The following is a 17,030-nucleotide window of genomic DNA, read 5'->3' on the forward strand; positions in this document are numbered from 1 at the left end:
ACCATCCAAAGGAGTCATTCAATGGCCAAGCCACCCAAGAAAATTCCGCGCACGCTTCCACCCGACTCACACGTGACATCAGTCGAACATTCAAACATTGCTCACGAGGCCAATACTGGTGAAAACGTTCATCCTGCTCCTGGCACCGCCAACGTGCCTGCCTTAGCCGAATCGTCATCTGCCAATGCCTTGCCGGCGGCACCGGAACCGCGCCCCACTGTCACTATCCATCACTTACCGCCTGAAGCTTCCCAACGCCCCTCAGTCATCGTCCACCACCTTCCTGAGGTTTCAACGCTTGCAAACGCCGCGGAGTGGGTCGCCCTGCACTTCAGCGAAAACCAGCAGGCCGCCGTGGCAAGTACCTCCACGAGAGAGCGAGCGCAGCACCCGGTCTTCATCAACGCCGAATCGGCAAGCCGACTGAAGTTGCAGCCAGACACCGAAGAAGGTTTTCGATACGACAAGCGCAAGAAAGCCTATGTCGAAATGCCCGGCGGTATGGTCATGGTGGGCAGAACCCCGGACGGCTGGCGACAGACTCACGCCGGGGAATCGACCCCTACGGGTGAGAGGGTTGAACAGATTCCCGGCACAAAGCTGTGGCGTGAAACCGACGTGACGCGACCCCGTCATCAAGCTGCGACCGATTCAGTGACCACCGAAACGACTGACGCCGTGCCCGGTCCGAGCAGGCCCCCGCGCCTCGACGAACATACCCATGTTGCAACGGACACAAGCACACTGGTCGAACATCTTTTCTCCCAACAGAACGTCGCGCTGGATCTTTCCGCAGGTCAGTGGAAAAACTGGGGAAGAGCCACAAAACCCGGCTCAGGCGAGTCAATTGAAATCGACGGGCAGCACTTCCAGATCGTTGCTCAAGGTTTACGCGCCGATACCGCACTAGTCTATTTGCAGCACCCCGGATTTTCACTGGACAGCTATGACGCTTTCGAAAACATGCTGCGTCATGAACCTTCGCGTCAGCCGAAATGGGCGCTGAAAATCCAGGGCCACTGGAAGGTTCTGGACAACCATGCACCGTTCGAAATGTCCGCCAGGCAATATGTTTCCACCGCTTATAACTATCTGTCGGAACAGTCGACCAGCAACGTCGCCAGAGCGGTATTCGATCGGGTCTCCCTGCCTGAGGGAGTAAACGCCCATGGACTTTCGGTGATGGCGCTGACCTTTCGCCACTGGGTAGATCGGGTGAATAACGAGCCACCGATGCACAACCTGTCGGACCCGTTGGTGATGCTGCCAAAACTGCCGACACCGCCCGGCCACCTGCCAAGCGGTGGCTTGCTGACCTTGCCTGCGTACAATTCAGCCGTGCTGCAGCGCCTGGATTTCGATCCACAACGATTCCCTCAGGAGTGGGCTCCTTACGCAGCGACGCCGACGCCAGGCAACCTGCGTGCATTACTGGTGAACGTGCTGCAACACAACGGTTACAGCATCAATCCGACCACGCGCAGACTCAGCGAAGGCGCATTGATTTTCCACCGTCCAGGCGTTGCTGCTGTATTCGTGTTGAAGCTGCCGCCCATCGCTGGAAACCAGGTTCCTCGCACCACTCCCGCTGGATCCGAACTTACCGATCCCGCCTATCTGACCAGACTCAGCACTGCGCAAAAACACAAGCTGGACAGCCATCTGGCCCATACCGAACTGATCTATCTGGTGGGTGGCATACAACATATTTCCCCTGACAACCCGACGCTGTTCATTGTGAGAGAGGGCTGAGCCTGCGCCGAACATCTGAGCGGCGCGTCCGCAACCGCCTGTGGACAAGCCACAGCCTGAGCACCCCACCTTTCCAATAGCGAGATTCACTTAATGGTCAAACCACCGAAGCGTGTGGCCGGGGTTACTGCGCCCGATTCACATCCCAATACCGGTAACACTTCCCACAGACTCCCGGGCGAAAGCCAGGCAAGCGCGGGTTCCTCCACAGGTCTGCCGGGCATCTCAATGGACCAGCCGTCGGTACAGGTCCACGAGATTCCTGCACCTCAATCACGGCTTGAAGCCGCGCTGCAATCAATCACCTGGCCTGCCGATCAAGTACATCTGCTACAACGTCTCGATCCAGACAGCGGACTGTTCACCAGTCCGGATGGCAAGTTGTATGCCCACGTGGAAAATGAAGGACACCTGCTGGTCGAGATTCAATACGATGGCCGTTACCAGATCCCCTTCAACTTCGCCCCGCACTTGCCTGGCCCCTTCCTGATCAAGACAGAGCGCCAGCCTGTCTGGACTTTCGAACGACCGAACTGGCTGGCACACAATACAGAAAGCGACAGGCGAAATGCTGCCGCCGAGGGTTTCCTGACGGAGCAACCGATCTACCTCGCCCCCGATGATGCAGCCCTGCTCTCTCCTCGCCTGCAAACACCGGATGGAATCCGCTACGACAAGCACCGCAAAACCTATATCGATACCACTGAAGGAACCGTCATGGTGCGTAAAAACGCCAACGGTGAGTATCAGCAAACCTCCGCGACCGTGCGCGATGCATCCGCATTATTGTTCGAACAGATTCCGGGGACGCGACTGTGGCGGCGCAAAACCGAGCAAACCGATTCTGTACCGGAGCGGTCGCCACAGGAAAAACGCAAAGCCTCAACCGATACACCGGAGCCCACGGCCGGCTCCAGCAAACGACTGCATCAGGAAGAAGGGACAGACGCCACCCACGCGCTGACCGAGAGTTTGCTGTCGGCCAATCCCGACGCAATCAACCTGAGTTTCGGGTTATGGCGAAACTGGGGACACAGCATTCGCCCACGATCAGGCCAGCATATCGAGATAGACGGTCAGTATTACCGAGTGATGCAACAGGACTTGAATGCCAACCCGCGACTGGTCTACCTGCAACATCCGTTGTTCTCACCCGCCCTGTACGACACCTTCGAATACATGCTGCGGGATAACCCGTCGATGCAGCCGAAATGGGCGGTCAAACGAAACAACCAGTGGACGGTACTGGACAGCGTCGTGCCCTTTGAGATGCCGATCACTCAGTACATCTCCAGAACCTTCAAATATCTCTCGGATCAATCGGTCAACTCACTCGCCCGAGCCATGTTCAATCAGGCGAACCGATCCGAAATCATCGTTGCCCCCGGCTTGGCGCTGATGAATCTGGTGTTTCGTTACTGGGCCAACAGGGGTCAGCGCAGAGCGCCGCGTCGAGAACTGGCTGACCCGTTACTCATGTTGCGCCCTGTTTCCGGACCGGAAGAAACCCTGGCGATTCCCTCCTCACTGGGGGAGGGCTTGATGCGACTGGATTTTGATCCCGGACGCTTCTCTCGGCACTGGAACGAGTACGCCGCAGCGCCAACTGCGCCCAACTTGCGAAGGCTGTTCAGCCAGCTTCTGGCAGATGAAGGATACGTGCTGACCTCCTCGACAAGCACGTTTGCCGAGAACGAATTGCTGTTTCACCGCGAGAAAATCGATCACGTATTCGTGCTGAAACTGCCCCCTCTTATTAACGGGAAGTTGCAGCGATTTCAGCCTGAGCATTTTCAACGCAGTGAGGTCGTGGTGCAAACATCCAGCAGCGAACCAAAGCCACTGTCGGCTTACAGCAAAGAAAAAAAGATCAGCTACCTGCTCGGCGGAACCCAGACAGATGTTCTGGGGCAAACCACGCTGTTCATTTTCAAAGACCAATGATCGAGCAGCGCAGTGAGCACAAAAACATCAATCGCTTAGAGGCACTTCAATGACCAAACCTACAAAGACCACGGTTCGCCCTCCGTCGCCCGACAACTCAACTATCAACAGGTCTGAGGCTGGCAATGGCAGCCTGAAAAATACCGGTACTTCTGAGACTTTCGCGCCAGGTTCGAATCGACCGTCCGACACTTCCACTCCCCACACATCTGGCAGCGAAGTGGTTGGCGATCCACGTGTTGTGGTGAGTTACCTAACGGATCCGGTGCTCGCCGAAGCCAATGCCAGACTGGCGGAGATATCCCTGCCGGTATTACAAACCCATCTGCTGAAGCCACACAAATCCGTCGACGGCTTATTCGTGGCCCCGGGCGGTCAGATTTACGCGCATCTGGAAGACGGCCGTCATTACCGGGTTGAACTCAACACCGCCGGTGATTACCAGATTCCCTGGCCTGCAGCGCCAGGCGTTACGCCACCGATTCTGAAAAAAATCGACGGCCAGCCACGTTGGCGAGTCGAGGCACAGTGGTACACGGCTCAATCCAGGCAGAGAAATCTGTCAGCGCAGCAACGGACTGCCGAACTGCCACAAGAAATCATCCTTGTCGACCCGCACCTGGCGACCCTTCTCCCTGCCGCGCGCGAGTCCCTGGACGGCATCCGCAAAGGACCGCGCGGGAAAACCTATGTCGATATTGCCGACGGAACCATCCTGGTTCGCAGGAATGAACAAGGCGAATACAAACTGGCTTCTGCAACAACGATCAATGTGCCCGATATAACCTTCGAACAGATTCCGGGGCAATTCGTCTGGCGCCGTAAACTGAACACCGCTACAGATCCACAACCGGGCAGTTCCCGTGCCCTCACCCACTCGGAAAAACCCGGCCCGAGCCCAAGTAAACGCCCTCGACTGCCAGAAGACAGTGATCCTCTCAATCCCTTCGTACTCATGGGCATCAGTGAATTATGGAAAGGCTGGGGAACCACGACGAAACCGTCAGCCGGCGACTCCATCGAAATCGCCGGCAAGCACTTTGCGATACTTGACCAGCCGACTCACGCCGTTGACGCCTTTGCCTTCATCAAGCCCCCACTGTTTTCTGCTGCTCGTTTCGATGCTTTCGAACAGTTGCTGCTGACCAATCCTGAGTTACAACCCAGGGGTGCGGTGAAGTTGGCGGACAATACGGGGCACGGCGGTGAAGCATGGAGAATCATCGAGAGTCGGCCATTTGAAAAAAGCCTGACTCAATATGTCAGCGATCAGTTTCCCTACCTTTCCGATCACTCGGCAAGTAAAGCCGCACGGGAGATGTTCCACCGGGCCAGTCACTCCGACAAAATAACAGGGCCCGGGATCAGTGCATTGTTCGAGACTTTCAAGTACTGGGAAAACCGCTCTGTCTTCGTCGGCGATAACAGAGTCGTTCGCCAGGACTTGAGCGACCCGTTGATGCTCCTCTCGCCGCTTGCGGCCGACGTACATGGCTACATGCGTATGCCGCTACCGTCCACTGAAGGTCTGCAAAGAATCGACTTCAACCCGAAACTGCTCTCCGGTTCGCAACATCACAGGGGTGGCCGAACAACGCGAACACTTTTCAAAGATCTTCTTAGCGCACACGGCTACAACATTGCCCATGATTTTGGCGCCAACCTGGGGAATGCCTTGTTGATCAAGCGAACGGGGGTTGACCCTGTTTTCATCATGTTCATGGACAGGATTCAAAACAACACTGTTTTTCTCCCTGATCCCATTGCCTGGCTGAAAAAAAGAGTCTTTGTCGACAACATGGACACCCACATCAAAGATGACCTGATGGAGCATTTACACACGGACAGGATCATTTTTTTGCTGGGCACCAACGAGCCTCTTCCTACTCACGAACACAACCTTATCGTCACCCGACACAGCTGAATGCCCCTTACAGGAAGCGGAGCAACGCGCTCCGCAGTTCTCTGGAGCGTACGCAGGCAGATCGACACAAAATGCTGGAATAAAAAAAAGCCCGCAGTGTGGGCGGGCGAAAGACCAAAGAAGCTATATGCGCAGTCGCTTCCCGGTGGGGGCAGCTGCTTGGGGGTCAGCTGCCCCGGTACGTGGAATAGCTGTACGGCGAAATCAGCAATGGCACGTGGTAGTGATCCTGTTCGGCAGAGATGCCGAAGCGCAGCACGACCACGTCCAGAAATGCCGGCTCCGGCAACTGCACGCCACGAGCGCGGTAGTAATCGCCGGCGTGGAACTGAACCTGATAAACGCCGGTGCGATAATCATCGCCTTGCAGCAACGGTGCATCGACCCTGCCGTCGCTGTTGGTTATCGCACTGGCGACCAATTCCAGTTGCAAACCTTCAACGCGGTACAGCTCGACCTTGATCGAACTGCCCGGGCAACCGTGTGCAGCGTCCAAAACGTGTGTTGTCAAACGTCCCATTGATTCTGCGCGCCTGCCTGCATGGAGCAGTCAGACTTCGCGCCTCCCGAAGTCAGTTGAAAAGGAGACCGCACCGATTCGGAGCACGAAAAGCTGCGGCGAGCAATTGATTAAGACACTTTTCAAAAAAATTGTACACAATAAAAACGACATTTTTCATATCACCCCCGCCATTCGGGGGTTTCCTGCCGATGAGCCAGCGATACGCCTATTCATTGAACCTCCTATCCATTAGCTGACTGGTCAGGCAGGTTTCTTGCAGGCTCACGCCAATCGCAGTAAAAGATGACAGTCGGTGAGAAATGCGAAAATTCAGGCTTACAAATTGCGAATAAAGTTGTATACAATCAGCCCATCGCTGTGACGCCAGCCAGCCAGGCCGCCACACAAATCTGTCAACGAAAAAGAAGGAAGACTGCAGTGAGCGCTGACTACCCACGCGACCTGATCGGTTACGGCAGTAACCCTCCTCACCCACACTGGCCGGGCAATGCCCGCATCGCCCTGTCGTTCGTACTCAATTACGAAGAAGGCGGCGAGCGCAACATTCTGCACGGCGACAAAGAATCCGAAGCCTTCCTGTCTGAAATGGTTGCTGCTCAGCCGCTGCAAGGCGCGCGCAACATGAGCATGGAATCGCTTTACGAGTATGGCAGCCGTGCCGGCGTCTGGCGGATCCTGAAACTGTTCAAGGAATTCGACATTCCGCTGACCATCTTCGCCGTCGCCATGGCCGCCCAGCGCCACCCGGACGTGATCCGCGCGATGGTCGATGCCGGCCACGAAATCTGCAGCCACGGCTACCGCTGGATCGACTATCAGTACATGGACGAAGCGCAGGAACGCGAGCACATGCTCGAAGCGATCCGCATCCTCACCGAAATCACCGGCGAGCGCCCACTGGGCTGGTACACCGGCCGCACCGGCCCGAACACCCGTCGTCTGGTCATGGAAGAAGGTGGTTTCCTCTACGACTGCGACACCTACGACGATGACCTGCCCTACTGGGAACCAAACAACCCGACCGGCAAGCCGCATCTGGTGATCCCGTACACCCTCGACACCAACGACATGCGCTTCACGCAAGTGCAGGGTTTCAACAAGGGTGACGACTTTTTCGAATACCTCAAAGACGCGTTCGACGTGCTCTACGCCGAAGGTGCCGAAGCGCCGAAGATGCTCTCGATCGGTCTGCACTGCCGTCTGATCGGCCGTCCGGGTCGCATCGCTTCGCTCAAACGCTTTATCGAATACGCCAAAAGTCATGAACAGGTGTGGTTCAGCCGTCGCGTCGACATCGCGCGTCACTGGCACGAAACCCAGCCGTACCAAGGGGCCGCCAAATGAGCCGCTTTCAAACCCTGCAACCGTCGAGCCTGAGCCGCGACGCTTTCGTCAACGCTTTCGCCGACATCTACGAACATTCGCCATGGGTAGCCGAGAAGGCCTACGACCTGGGCGCGGACGCTTCGATCGACGAGATCGAAACCCTGCACCAGCGCATGAGCGACATCCTGTTGAGCGCCGATCACGCCAGTCAGCTGGCCCTGATCAACGCTCACCCGGACCTGGCCGGCAAAGCCGCCGTCCAGGGCCAACTGACCGAAGCCAGCACCAATGAACAAGCTGGCGCCGGTATTCACCAATGCACGGCCGAAGAGTTCCAGCGCTTCACCGAGCTGAACGACGCCTACAAAGCCAAGTTCAAGTTTCCCTTCATCATGGCGGTAAAAGGCAGCAACCGGCATCAGATCCTCGCGGCGTTCGAAACGCGCATTCACAACTCGCAAGATACCGAGTTCAAATGCGCGCTGGCGGAGATCAACAAGATCGCCCTGTTCCGTTTACTGACCCTATAGCGAGCCTGACCCGAGTACATCAAACGCGGAGAGTACCCAGGGTCTCGCAAGCATCCCCAGCCACTTATTTAAAGGCAGACAAGAAGAATGAAAGCTTACGCCGTACCTTTCGAAAAATTCGTCAACCTGGCCGATGCCCGTCTGGGCACCAAAATCATCTCGGTCACCGATGACTGGTTCGCAGACGCCAATCGTCTGTTCCAACCGACCCCGGCCGTATGGAAGGAGGGCGTGTTCGATGACAACGGCAAGTGGATGGACGGCTGGGAATCGCGCCGCAAGCGCTTCGAAGGCTTCGACAGCGCAGTGATCCGTCTGGGCGTACCGGGCTCGATCAAAGGCGTGGACATCGACACTTCATTCTTCACCGGCAACTTCCCGCCATCGGCCTCTCTGGAAGCGTGCTTCCTGGCCTCGGGCGAGCCTGATGAAAACACTCAGTGGACTGAAGTGCTGTCGGCCGTCGAGCTGCAGGGCAACAGCCACCACTACCACGAAATCAGCAACGACCAAGCGTTCAGCCACCTGCGCTTCAACATCTACCCGGACGGCGGTGTCGCCCGTCTGCGCGTGTACGGCATCCCGTTCCGTGACTGGTCGGCGGTTGGCGACAACGAGCAAGTCGATCTGGCAGCAGCCCTCAATGGTGGCCGCGCCCTCGCCTGCTCCGACGAACACTTCGGCCGCATGAGCAACATCCTCAACCCGGGCCGTGGCATCAACATGGGCGACGGCTGGGAAACTGCACGTCGTCGCACGCCAGGCAATGACTGGGTAATCGTCGCGCTGGGTCACCCGGGCGAGATCGAGAAGATCGTCGTCGACACCCTGCACTTCAAAGGCAACTACCCGGACACTTGCTCGATCCAGGGCGCGTTCGTGAAAGGCGGTACTGACAGCCAGATCGAAACCCAGTCGCTGTTCTGGCGCGAACTGCTGCCAAGCCAGAAGCTGGAAATGCACGCCGAACACACCTTCGTCGAGCAGATCAAAGCGCTGGGCCCGATCACCCACATCCGTCTGAACGTGTTCCCGGATGGTGGTGTGAGTCGCCTGCGCGTTCTCGGCAAGGTCGCGAAGTAATGCTGAGCCTGTAGGAGCTGCCGCAGGCTGCGATCTTTTGATCTTAAAAACAAAGTCAAAAGATCGCAGGCTTCGCCAGTTCCTACAGGGATCGCGCAAGACGCACTGACAAGTTGAACAACACAGAATTCGGATAAGAAGAACAGCATGCGCACACTAACGATTGAACCGCTGAGCAAAGAAGCCTTCGCCCCTTTCGGTGACGTCATCGAAACCGACGGCAGCGATCACTTCATGATCAACAACGGTTCGACCATGCGCTTCCACAAACTGGCGACGGTCGAAACCGCTCAGCCTGAGGACAACGCGATCATCAGCATCTTCCGCGCCGACGCGCAGGACATGCCCCTGACCGTTTGCATGCTGGAACGCCACCCGCTGGGCAGCCAGGCTTTCATTCCGCTGCTCGGCAACCCCTTTCTGATCGTGGTCGCGCCAGTTGGCGATGAACCTGTATCAGGCTTGGTCCGCGCCTTCGTCACCAACGGCAGGCAGGGCATTAATTACCATCGCGGCGTTTGGCACCATCCGGTGCTGACGATCGAAAAGCGGGATGACTTCCTGGTGGTTGATCGCAGTGGCACAGGCAATAACTGCGATGAGCATTTTTTCAAAGAGGATGAGCGTTTGATCCTCGCCCCCCACCAATAAGAGAAGGTCTGATCACTCGACAACAAGAGTGACAGGCGAGAGGTAAAGACTGTGGAAGCACATCTGTTGGAATGGCTGAACCTGAGCGTGCGCTGGGTTCACATGATCACTGGCGTGGCCTGGATCGGCGCGTCGTTCTACTTCGTCTGGCTGGAGAACAACCTCAACCGCGTCAACCCGAAAACCGGCCTGGCCGGTGACCTGTGGGCGATCCACGGTGGCGGTATCTATCACCTCGAAAAATACAAACTGGCACCGCCGGCAATGCCGGAGAACCTGCACTGGTTCAAATGGGAAGCCTACTTCACCTGGATGTCGGGTATCGCGCTGCTGTGCGTGGTGTTCTACTCCAACCCGACGCTCTACCTGCTGGCTCCGGGCAGCACGCTGAGCGGCCCTGAAGGTGTGGCCATCGGTATCGGCTCGCTGTTTATCGGCTGGTTCATCTACTCCTTCCTCTGTGATTCGGCCCTGGGCAAACGCCCTGCTCTGCTCGGCTTCATTCTGTTCGTGCTGATCATCGGCGCGGCGTATGGCTTCAGCAAAGTGTTCAGCGGTCGTGGCGCGTACCTGCACGTCGGCGCGATTATCGGCACCATCATGGTCGGCAACGTGTTCCGCATCATCATGCCGGCGCAACGCGCACTGGTCGCGGCGATTGCCGAGAACCGTACGCCGGATCCGGCGCTGCCAGCCAAAGGCTTGCTGCGTTCGCGTCACAACAACTACTTCACCCTACCGGTGCTGTTCATCATGATCAGCAACCACTTCCCGAGCACTTATGGCAGCCAGTACAACTGGTTGATCCTGGCCGGGATCGCGGTGTTGGCGGTGTTGGTGCGTCACTACTTCAACACCCGTCATGACAGCCACAAGTTTGCCTGGACCCTGCCGGTTGCGGCGGTGGGCATGATCAGTCTGGCGTACGTCACCGGCCCGATGCCGATGTCGACCGCTCCGGAAGTGGCCAAGGCGCCAGCGAAAATCGAATACCAACCGCTGCCGGAAACGGCACTGGGCGGTGGCGCGAAACCGGCTGAAGCGGCGGCACCTGCTGCACCCGCAGAGGCACCTGCAGCACCGGCACAGGCGTCGAATGCTGGCCCGGGTTTCGACAAAGTGCACACAGTGATCCAGGAACGCTGCGCGGTTTGCCATTCGGCCAAACCAACCAGCCCGTTGTTCAGCGCGGCGCCTGCCGGTGTGATGTTCGACACTCCAGAGCAGATCCGTCAGAACGCGGCGCGCATCCAGGCGCAAGCCATCACCACGCAGATCATGCCACTGGGCAACATCACGCAGATGACCCAGCAGGAACGTGACCTGATCGGTGCATGGATTGCCCAGGGAGCACAGACCAACTAAGCAACAAAGCTTCGCGAGCAGGCTCGCTCCCACAGAGATCGCGCATTTCCTGTGGGAGCGAGCCTGCTCGCGAATCGCCATAACGCGGTTTACCTGATGTAAAGAAACAGCTGTGAGCAACCCGGCAGCTGTTCAATCACAAGAATAAAAAGATCCGAGGTGTTGCATGTCCGAGCTGTCCAAAGCGCGCATCCCCGACGCACCCGCCATTCAGCGATTGCCCCTTTTGCAACTGATCCTGGTCGGTTTGCAACATGTTCTGCTGATGTACGGTGGTGCCATCGCGGTGCCGCTGATCATTGGACAGGCCGCTGGCCTGAGTCGTGAAGAAATTGCCTTCCTGATCAACGCCGATCTGCTGGTCGCCGGCATCGCTACCATTGTGCAGTCCATGGGCATCGGCCCGATGGGCATTCGCATGCCGGTGATGATGGGCGCCAGTTTTGCTGCAGTCGGCAGCATGGTCGCCATGGCCGGCATGCCCGGCATCGGCCTGCAAGGCATCTTCGGTGCAACGATCGCCGCCGGTTTCTTCGGCATGCTCATCGCGCCGTTCATGTCCAAGGTCGTGCGCTTTTTCCCGCCGCTGGTGACCGGCACGGTCATCACCTCGATCGGTTTGTCGCTGTTCCCCGTGGCCGTGAACTGGGCCGGTGGCGGTGCCGCCACCGCACAATTCGGCTCACCGATTTATCTGGCCATCGCCGCGCTGGTGTTGGGCACCATTCTGTTGATCCACCGCTTTATGCGCGGTTTCTGGGTCAACATCTCAGTACTGATCGGCATGTGCTTCGGCTACCTGCTGTGCGGCGCGATCGGTATGGTCGACCTGAGCGGCATGGCCAACGCGCCATGGATTCAGTTCGTCACTCCGCTGCATTTCGGCATGCCGAAATTTGAGCTCGCGCCGATCCTGTCGATGTGTCTGGTGGTGGTGATCATCTTTGTTGAATCCACCGGGATGTTCCTCGCGCTAGGTAAAATCACCGGCCAGGAAGTCTGCCCACGCATGCTGCGTCGCGGCTTGCTGTGTGATGCCGGCGCCTCGTTTGTGGCGGGTTTCTTCAACACGTTTACCCACTCCTCTTTCGCGCAGAACATCGGTCTGGTGCAGATGACCGGTGTGCGCTGCCGCTCGGTGACCATCGTTGCTGGTGGCTTGCTGATCGTGTTGAGCCTGCTGCCGAAAGCGGCGTTTCTGGTGGCGTCGATTCCACCGGCGGTACTCGGCGGCGCAGCGATTGCGATGTTCGGCATGGTCGCGGCGACCGGCATCAAGATTCTCCAGGAAGCCGACATCGGTGACCGCCGCAACCAGTTGCTGGTCGCGGTGAGCATCGGCATGGGCTTGATCCCGGTAGTGCGTCCGGAGTTCTTCGCGCATCTGCCACTGTGGATGAGCCCGATTACTCACAGTGGCATCGCCATGGCAACGCTCAGTGCGCTGACGCTGAACCTGCTGTTCAACATTCTCGGCGGCAAAGAGCGCGCAGCGATCAACGACTGCCACGCGCACCAGCATTAACTGAAAAACGCTATCCCCCTGTAGGAGTGAGCCTGCTCGCGATGTCGTTATCAGATTCAACAGATTCGTTGACTGATTCACCGCTATCGCGAGCAGGCTCACTCCTACAAGGGCGCGCAACAGCTCTGCGCCTCAAACAATAAAAACAAGAGGGAGCAACAGATGATTCGCACGCAAACCAGCGTTCTGTTGAGTGGCGGCCTGCTGGCCGCGAGTCAGGCCATGGCCGGCGATTTACTGCTGTGGCAGACCAACAGCCTGAGCTACCTGTACGGCAAGAATTTTGCGATCAACCCGTCGATCCAACAGACGCTGACCTTCGAGCACGCCGACAAGTGGAAGTACGGCGACAACTTCCTGTTCGTCGACAAGATCTTCTACAACGGCAAGGAAGACGCGAACAAAGGCCCGCACGCGTTCTACGGTGAATTCACCCCGCGTTTCTCGTTCGGCAAGATCTTCGACCAGAAGCTCGAGTTCGGCCCGATCAAAGACGTGCTGCTGGCGATGACTTACGAATATGGCGAAGGCGACAGCGAGGCCTATCTGATCGGCCCCGGCTTCGACCTCAAGGTGCCCGGCTTCAACTACGTCACCCTGAACATTTTCCGCCGCCAGACCGAAGGCCCACGCCCCGGCGACGGCGTCTGGCAGATCACCCCCGGCTGGTCCTACAGCTTTCCTTTAGGCAATTCCGATGTGCTGATCGACGGCTACCTCGATTGGGTGGTCGACAACGATGAGAACTCGCGCGGCACCTACCACGCCAACCTGCACATCAATCCGCAGATCAAATATGACCTCGGCAAAGCCTTGGGCTGGAGCCACAAGCAACTGTATGTCGGCACCGAATACAGTTACTGGAAAAATAAATACGGCGTCGAAAATACGCACAACTTCGACACCAATCAGAACACCGCCAGCCTGCTGGTCAAGGTGCACTTTTAAGATGGCCCGCAACCGTGCCCCATGCCTGTCGTCGGTGCTCTGTTGCGGGGCACTTGAGCCCTGGCCGTTGAGTCAGTATTCTCCGCGGCCTCATGAATTCGGTCTAAAAAAAAGCCCGGATTTAATTCCTGACCGAAAAGCCAACTTATCCCGGCCCCGGTCAGTACCGAGGCATCCCGAAAACACACTCAATCGACTGTTTTTCAGCAGCCGAGCGGGTGTTTTTTTGCTTTTCGAAAGCCTTGGCTCGGCTCTTGCTAACAGCAACGAAGCTGACCGATCGGATGACTTTTGCAGCAATGAAAAAAGGCGCCACACCAGAGCGCCGATCTTAAAAAAAATAAACGTGGAACACCTACTTTGGGAGCAACCGAATGAAACGTATGTGCACCAGCCTGATGCTCGCGGGATCGATGTTGGCCGGCGGCCAGGCCATGGCCGAGGGCCTGCTGCAGTGGCAGAACAACAGCCTGACCTACCTCTACGGCAAGGACTTCCAGGTCAACCCGCGCATCCAGCAGACCGTCACTTTCGAACACGCCGACGCGTGGACTTATGGGGACAACTTCTTCTTCTTCGACAAGATCTTCTACAACGGTGGCAAGGACTTCAGCAACGGTCCAAACACCTACTACGGTGAGTTCAGCCCGCGCATCTCGCTGGGCAAAGTGCTCGACCAGAAGATCGAGTTCGGCCCGATCAAAGACGTTCTGCTGGCGATGACTTACGAGTTCGGCGAAGGCGACACCGAGTCGTACCTGATCGGTCCAGGCTTCGATCTGGCGATTCCGGGCTTCGACTACTTCCAGTTGAACTTCTACCAGCGCCACACCCAAGGTGCTCGCGCCGGCGACAACGTCTGGCAGATCACCCCGGTCTGGTCCTACACCATCCCGGTCGGCAAATCGGACATCCTGATCGACGGCTTCATGGACTGGGTCACCGACAACGATTCCAACTCCAAAGGCGATTACCACGCCAACCTGCACTTCAACCCACAGGTCAAATACGACTTGGGCAAGGCGCTGAGTTTTGGCGAGAAGCAGTTGTATGTCGGTGTTGAATACGACTACTGGAAAGACAAGTACGGCATCGACGACACCGGTGCGTTCAAGACCAATCAGAGCACCACGAGCTTCCTGGTGAAGTTCCACTTCTGATCCGGCGGCGTCCGTATGGACGCCTTCGCGAGCAAGCTCGCTCCCACAGTGGTTCTATGTTGAATGCAAATGCCGCATACGACGCCGAACCCTGTGGGAGCGAGCTTGCTCGCGAATGGCGGCACCACAAATCTCAAGCCGGGACCACCGCCTCGGATATGCCCAAAAACCGGCACAGCTCCTCGCGCTTGGCCAACGCATCCCTGCGCCCCAAATCAATCAACTCGCTGCAATACCCCGCCTCGAACAGCAGATAACTCAACACCCCTGCCCCACTGGTCTTGGTCGCCCCCGGCCCGCGCAAAAACAAACGCAACGCCGCCGGCAATTCCTGGCGATGCCGCGCCGCGATCTCATCGATCGGCTGACTCGGCGAAATCACCAACACCTCCACCGGTGCCACACCCAATTCGCGAGTCGGTGTGCCGGCGGGTACCAAGTGGCTGAACTGGTTGAGACGCTGCAGCAACTCGATGTCGCTCTCCAGGCTGTCAATGAACGTGCTGTTGAGCATGTGCCCGCCAATCTGCGCCAGAGTCGGCTGTTGCCCCGTGTAGGCGCGCTCCAGCGGCTGCTGCGGATCAAACCCGCGCGGGTTGCCGCTGACACCGACCACCAGCACCCGGCTCGCGCCCAAATGCAATGCCGGGCTGATCGGTGCCGATTGCCGCACCGCGCCGTCGCCAAAATATTCATCACCGATTTTCACCGGCGCGAACAGCAACGGAATCGCCGAACTGGCGAGCAAGTGATCCACCGACAGTTGCGTCGGCACACCAATACGCCGATGCCGCAACCACGCATCGATCTTGCCGCCGCCCTGATAGAACGTCACCGCCTGCCCCGACTCATAGCCGAATGCGGTCACGGCCACGGCATGCAATTGCTTGCGCGCAATCGATTCGGCGATGCCGGGCATGTGCAGTTTTTCATTGAGCAGTTCGCGCAGCGGCGAACTGTTGAGCAGCGCCACCGGCAATTGCCGACCGAGGCCGAGCAGGCTGTGGCTGACAAAGCGGCTGGCCTGACGGATAACCCCGGGCCAGTCACTGCGCAGCACGCGATGACTGCGAAAGCCCTGCCAGAACAAGGTGAGACGCTCGATCGCAGCGCGAAAATCCGTGGCACCACTGGCGAGACTGACCGCATTGATCGCCCCAGCCGAGGTGCCGACGATCACCGGAAACGGATTGTCCGCGCCCACCGGCAGCAATTCGGCAATCGCCGCCAGCACCCCCACCTGATACGCCGCCCGAGCCCCGCCGCCGGAAAGAATCAAACCTGTGACCGGTTCAGCTGGGCTCATCGCAACACTCCATGGTGCTTAAAAGGATGGGTGAATCAACCGCGTTTGGCGTACAGCTTTGGCTCGCCCGGTGGACGGCTCTTGAAGCGACGGTGCGCCCACAGATATTGCTCGGGGCAGGCACGCAAAGCGCTCTCGACCCACTGGTTGATGCGGATGCAGTCGGCTTCTTCGGTTTCGCCAGGGAAATCTTCCAGCGGCGGATGAATCACCAACCGATAACCACTGCCATCGGCCAGACGTTCCTGCGTGAACGGCACGACCAGCGCCTTGCCCAGACGGGCAAATTTCGTTGTCGCCGTAACAGTCGCGGCTTGAATGCCGAACAGCGGCACGAAGATGCTCTGCTTGGCGCCGTAATCCTGATCCGGCGCATACCAGATCGCCCGACCGGAGCGCAGCAGCTTGAGCATGCCGCGCACGTCGTCACGCTCCACCGCCAGCGAATCGAGGTTGTGCCGCTCACGGCCCTGACGCTGAACATAGTCAAACAACGGATTCTTGTGCTCGCGGTACATGCCGTCGATGGTGTGCTGCTGGCCGAGCAACGCCGCGCCGATTTCCAGCGTGGTGAAATGCGCCGCCATCAGGATCACGCCTTTGCCTTCGCGCTGGGCCTTTTGCAGATGCTCCAGGCCTTCAACGTGGGCCAGCTTGGCCAGACGTTCACGCGACCACCACCAGCTCATGGCCATTTCAAAGAAAGCGATGCCGGTGGAGGCGAAGTTCTCCTTGAGTAGACGTTTGCGCTCGGCGGCGGATTTTTCCGGGAAGCACAGCTCAAGATTGCGCTTGGCGATGCGCCGCCGGTCGCCGGCCACGCGATACATCAAGGCGCCCAAAACTCGACCGATGGTCAGCAACGCCGGATACGGCAACTGCACGATCAGCCATAAAAGCCCCAGACCGCACCAGAGCGGCCAGAAGCGTGGAGCAAGAAATGCTTTTCGAAAACGCGGGCGATCCATTAAAGCTTCCGTAAATACAGTGGCC

The 17,030-nt window shown here is 58.0% G+C and carries 14 protein-coding genes; 11 read left to right on the plus strand and 3 right to left on the minus strand.

Translation table 11 applies throughout. The annotated features are described in order from the left end of the window. The first annotated feature begins 21 nt into the window (after positions 1–21). From ACI514_RS16545 to ACI514_RS16555, 3 genes are all read left to right on the plus strand, one after another. Positions 22–1,752 carry a hypothetical protein gene (locus ACI514_RS16545; RefSeq protein ID WP_160056986.1) on the plus strand — a complete coding sequence of 577 codons (1,731 nt, stop codon included), beginning with the start codon at positions 22–24 and terminating at the stop codon, positions 1,750–1,752. Positions 1,753–1,845: 93 nt separating this feature from the next. After that, positions 1,846–3,696 carry a hypothetical protein gene (locus ACI514_RS16550; RefSeq protein WP_405122045.1) on the plus strand — a complete coding sequence of 617 codons (1,851 nt, stop codon included), beginning with the start codon at positions 1,846–1,848 and terminating at the stop codon, positions 3,694–3,696. Positions 3,697–3,745: 49 nt separating this feature from the next. Further along, positions 3,746–5,620, plus strand: a complete 1,875-nt coding sequence (locus ACI514_RS16555; protein ID WP_160056982.1) for a hypothetical protein — start codon at positions 3,746–3,748, stop codon at positions 5,618–5,620. A gap of 166 nt (positions 5,621–5,786) precedes the next feature. Here the strand turns inward: ACI514_RS16555 and uraH are convergent, their stop codons facing one another. Then, positions 5,787–6,140: a hydroxyisourate hydrolase gene (uraH, locus tag ACI514_RS16560; RefSeq protein ID WP_160056980.1), complete on the minus strand. Its 354-nt coding sequence runs from the start codon at positions 6,138–6,140 to the stop codon at positions 5,787–5,789. Positions 6,141–6,560: 420 nt separating this feature from the next. Between uraH and puuE the strand changes: the two genes are divergently transcribed. The 8 genes from puuE to ACI514_RS16600 all read left to right on the plus strand — a co-directional run bounded on the left by puuE (position 6,561) and on the right by ACI514_RS16600 (position 14,731). Next, a complete protein-coding gene (puuE, locus tag ACI514_RS16565) occupies positions 6,561–7,487 on the plus strand; it encodes an allantoinase PuuE (RefSeq protein ID WP_034151757.1) in 927 nt (308 codons plus the stop codon). Further along, positions 7,484–7,999 (plus strand): 2-oxo-4-hydroxy-4-carboxy-5-ureidoimidazoline decarboxylase, encoded by a 516-nt coding sequence (gene uraD, locus ACI514_RS16570; RefSeq protein WP_034151758.1) that lies wholly within the window; start codon positions 7,484–7,486, stop codon positions 7,997–7,999. Before puuE ends, uraD begins: the two co-directional genes overlap by 4 nt. Positions 8,000–8,086: 87 nt before the next feature. After that, positions 8,087–9,082: an allantoicase gene (alc, locus tag ACI514_RS16575; protein WP_007913974.1), complete on the plus strand. Its 996-nt coding sequence runs from the start codon at positions 8,087–8,089 to the stop codon at positions 9,080–9,082. 147 nt (positions 9,083–9,229) lie between these two features. Next, the gene (locus ACI514_RS16580) at positions 9,230–9,733 is read left to right on the plus strand and encodes an ureidoglycolate lyase (RefSeq protein ID WP_034151759.1); all 504 of its coding nucleotides are present in this window, start codon (positions 9,230–9,232) and stop codon (positions 9,731–9,733) included. Positions 9,734–9,784: 51 nt separating this feature from the next. Continuing rightward, complete coding sequence (locus ACI514_RS16585) at positions 9,785–11,098, plus strand: urate hydroxylase PuuD (RefSeq protein WP_160056978.1); 1,314 nt, start codon at positions 9,785–9,787, stop codon at positions 11,096–11,098. A 166-nt stretch (positions 11,099–11,264) separates the two neighbouring features. Then, positions 11,265–12,623: a nucleobase:cation symporter-2 family protein gene (locus ACI514_RS16590; RefSeq protein WP_405122046.1), complete on the plus strand. Its 1,359-nt coding sequence runs from the start codon at positions 11,265–11,267 to the stop codon at positions 12,621–12,623. Positions 12,624–12,785: 162 nt separating this feature from the next. Beyond that, entirely contained in the window at positions 12,786–13,571 is a 786-nt protein-coding gene (locus ACI514_RS16595; protein WP_122843380.1) for an outer membrane protein OmpK, read from the plus strand. A gap of 374 nt (positions 13,572–13,945) precedes the next feature. After that, a complete protein-coding gene (locus ACI514_RS16600; protein WP_122609080.1) occupies positions 13,946–14,731 on the plus strand; it encodes an outer membrane protein OmpK in 786 nt (261 codons plus the stop codon). Positions 14,732–14,864: 133 nt separating this feature from the next. Here ACI514_RS16600 and ACI514_RS16605 read toward each other — a convergent pair whose 3' ends face one another. Both ACI514_RS16605 and ACI514_RS16610 read right to left on the minus strand, forming a co-directional pair. Further along, complete coding sequence (locus tag ACI514_RS16605; protein WP_405122047.1) at positions 14,865–16,037, minus strand: patatin-like phospholipase family protein; 1,173 nt, start codon at positions 16,035–16,037, stop codon at positions 14,865–14,867. A gap of 35 nt (positions 16,038–16,072) precedes the next feature. Beyond that, complete coding sequence (locus tag ACI514_RS16610) at positions 16,073–17,005, minus strand: lipid A biosynthesis lauroyl acyltransferase (RefSeq protein ID WP_095050911.1); 933 nt, start codon at positions 17,003–17,005, stop codon at positions 16,073–16,075. Positions 17,006–17,030: the final 25 nt, after the last annotated feature.

The organism is Pseudomonas sp. M20 (assembly GCF_045037865.1).
Lineage (GTDB): Bacteria > Pseudomonadota > Gammaproteobacteria > Pseudomonadales > Pseudomonadaceae > Aquipseudomonas.

Excerpts from the sequence above, each read along its gene's own strand:
- ACI514_RS16610 (WP_095050911.1), bottom strand. The coding sequence starts at position 17,005 with ATGGATCGCCCGCGTTTTCGAAAAGCATTTCTTGCTCCACGCTTCTGG.
- ACI514_RS16555 (WP_160056982.1), top strand. The coding sequence starts at position 3,746 with ATGACCAAACCTACAAAGACCACGGTTCGCCCTCCGTCGCCCGACAAC.
- ACI514_RS16605 (WP_405122047.1), bottom strand. The coding sequence starts at position 16,037 with ATGAGCCCAGCTGAACCGGTCACAGGTTTGATTCTTTCCGGCGGCGGG.
- alc (WP_007913974.1), top strand. The coding sequence starts at position 8,087 with ATGAAAGCTTACGCCGTACCTTTCGAAAAATTCGTCAACCTGGCCGAT.
- ACI514_RS16600 (WP_122609080.1), top strand. The coding sequence starts at position 13,946 with ATGAAACGTATGTGCACCAGCCTGATGCTCGCGGGATCGATGTTGGCC.
- ACI514_RS16590 (WP_405122046.1), top strand. The coding sequence starts at position 11,265 with ATGTCCGAGCTGTCCAAAGCGCGCATCCCCGACGCACCCGCCATTCAG.
- uraD (WP_034151758.1), top strand. The coding sequence starts at position 7,484 with ATGAGCCGCTTTCAAACCCTGCAACCGTCGAGCCTGAGCCGCGACGCT.
- ACI514_RS16580 (WP_034151759.1), top strand. The coding sequence starts at position 9,230 with ATGCGCACACTAACGATTGAACCGCTGAGCAAAGAAGCCTTCGCCCCT.
- uraH (WP_160056980.1), bottom strand. The coding sequence starts at position 6,140 with ATGGGACGTTTGACAACACACGTTTTGGACGCTGCACACGGTTGCCCG.
- ACI514_RS16550 (WP_405122045.1), top strand. The coding sequence starts at position 1,846 with ATGGTCAAACCACCGAAGCGTGTGGCCGGGGTTACTGCGCCCGATTCA.
- ACI514_RS16595 (WP_122843380.1), top strand. The coding sequence starts at position 12,786 with ATGATTCGCACGCAAACCAGCGTTCTGTTGAGTGGCGGCCTGCTGGCC.
- ACI514_RS16545 (WP_160056986.1), top strand. The coding sequence starts at position 22 with ATGGCCAAGCCACCCAAGAAAATTCCGCGCACGCTTCCACCCGACTCA.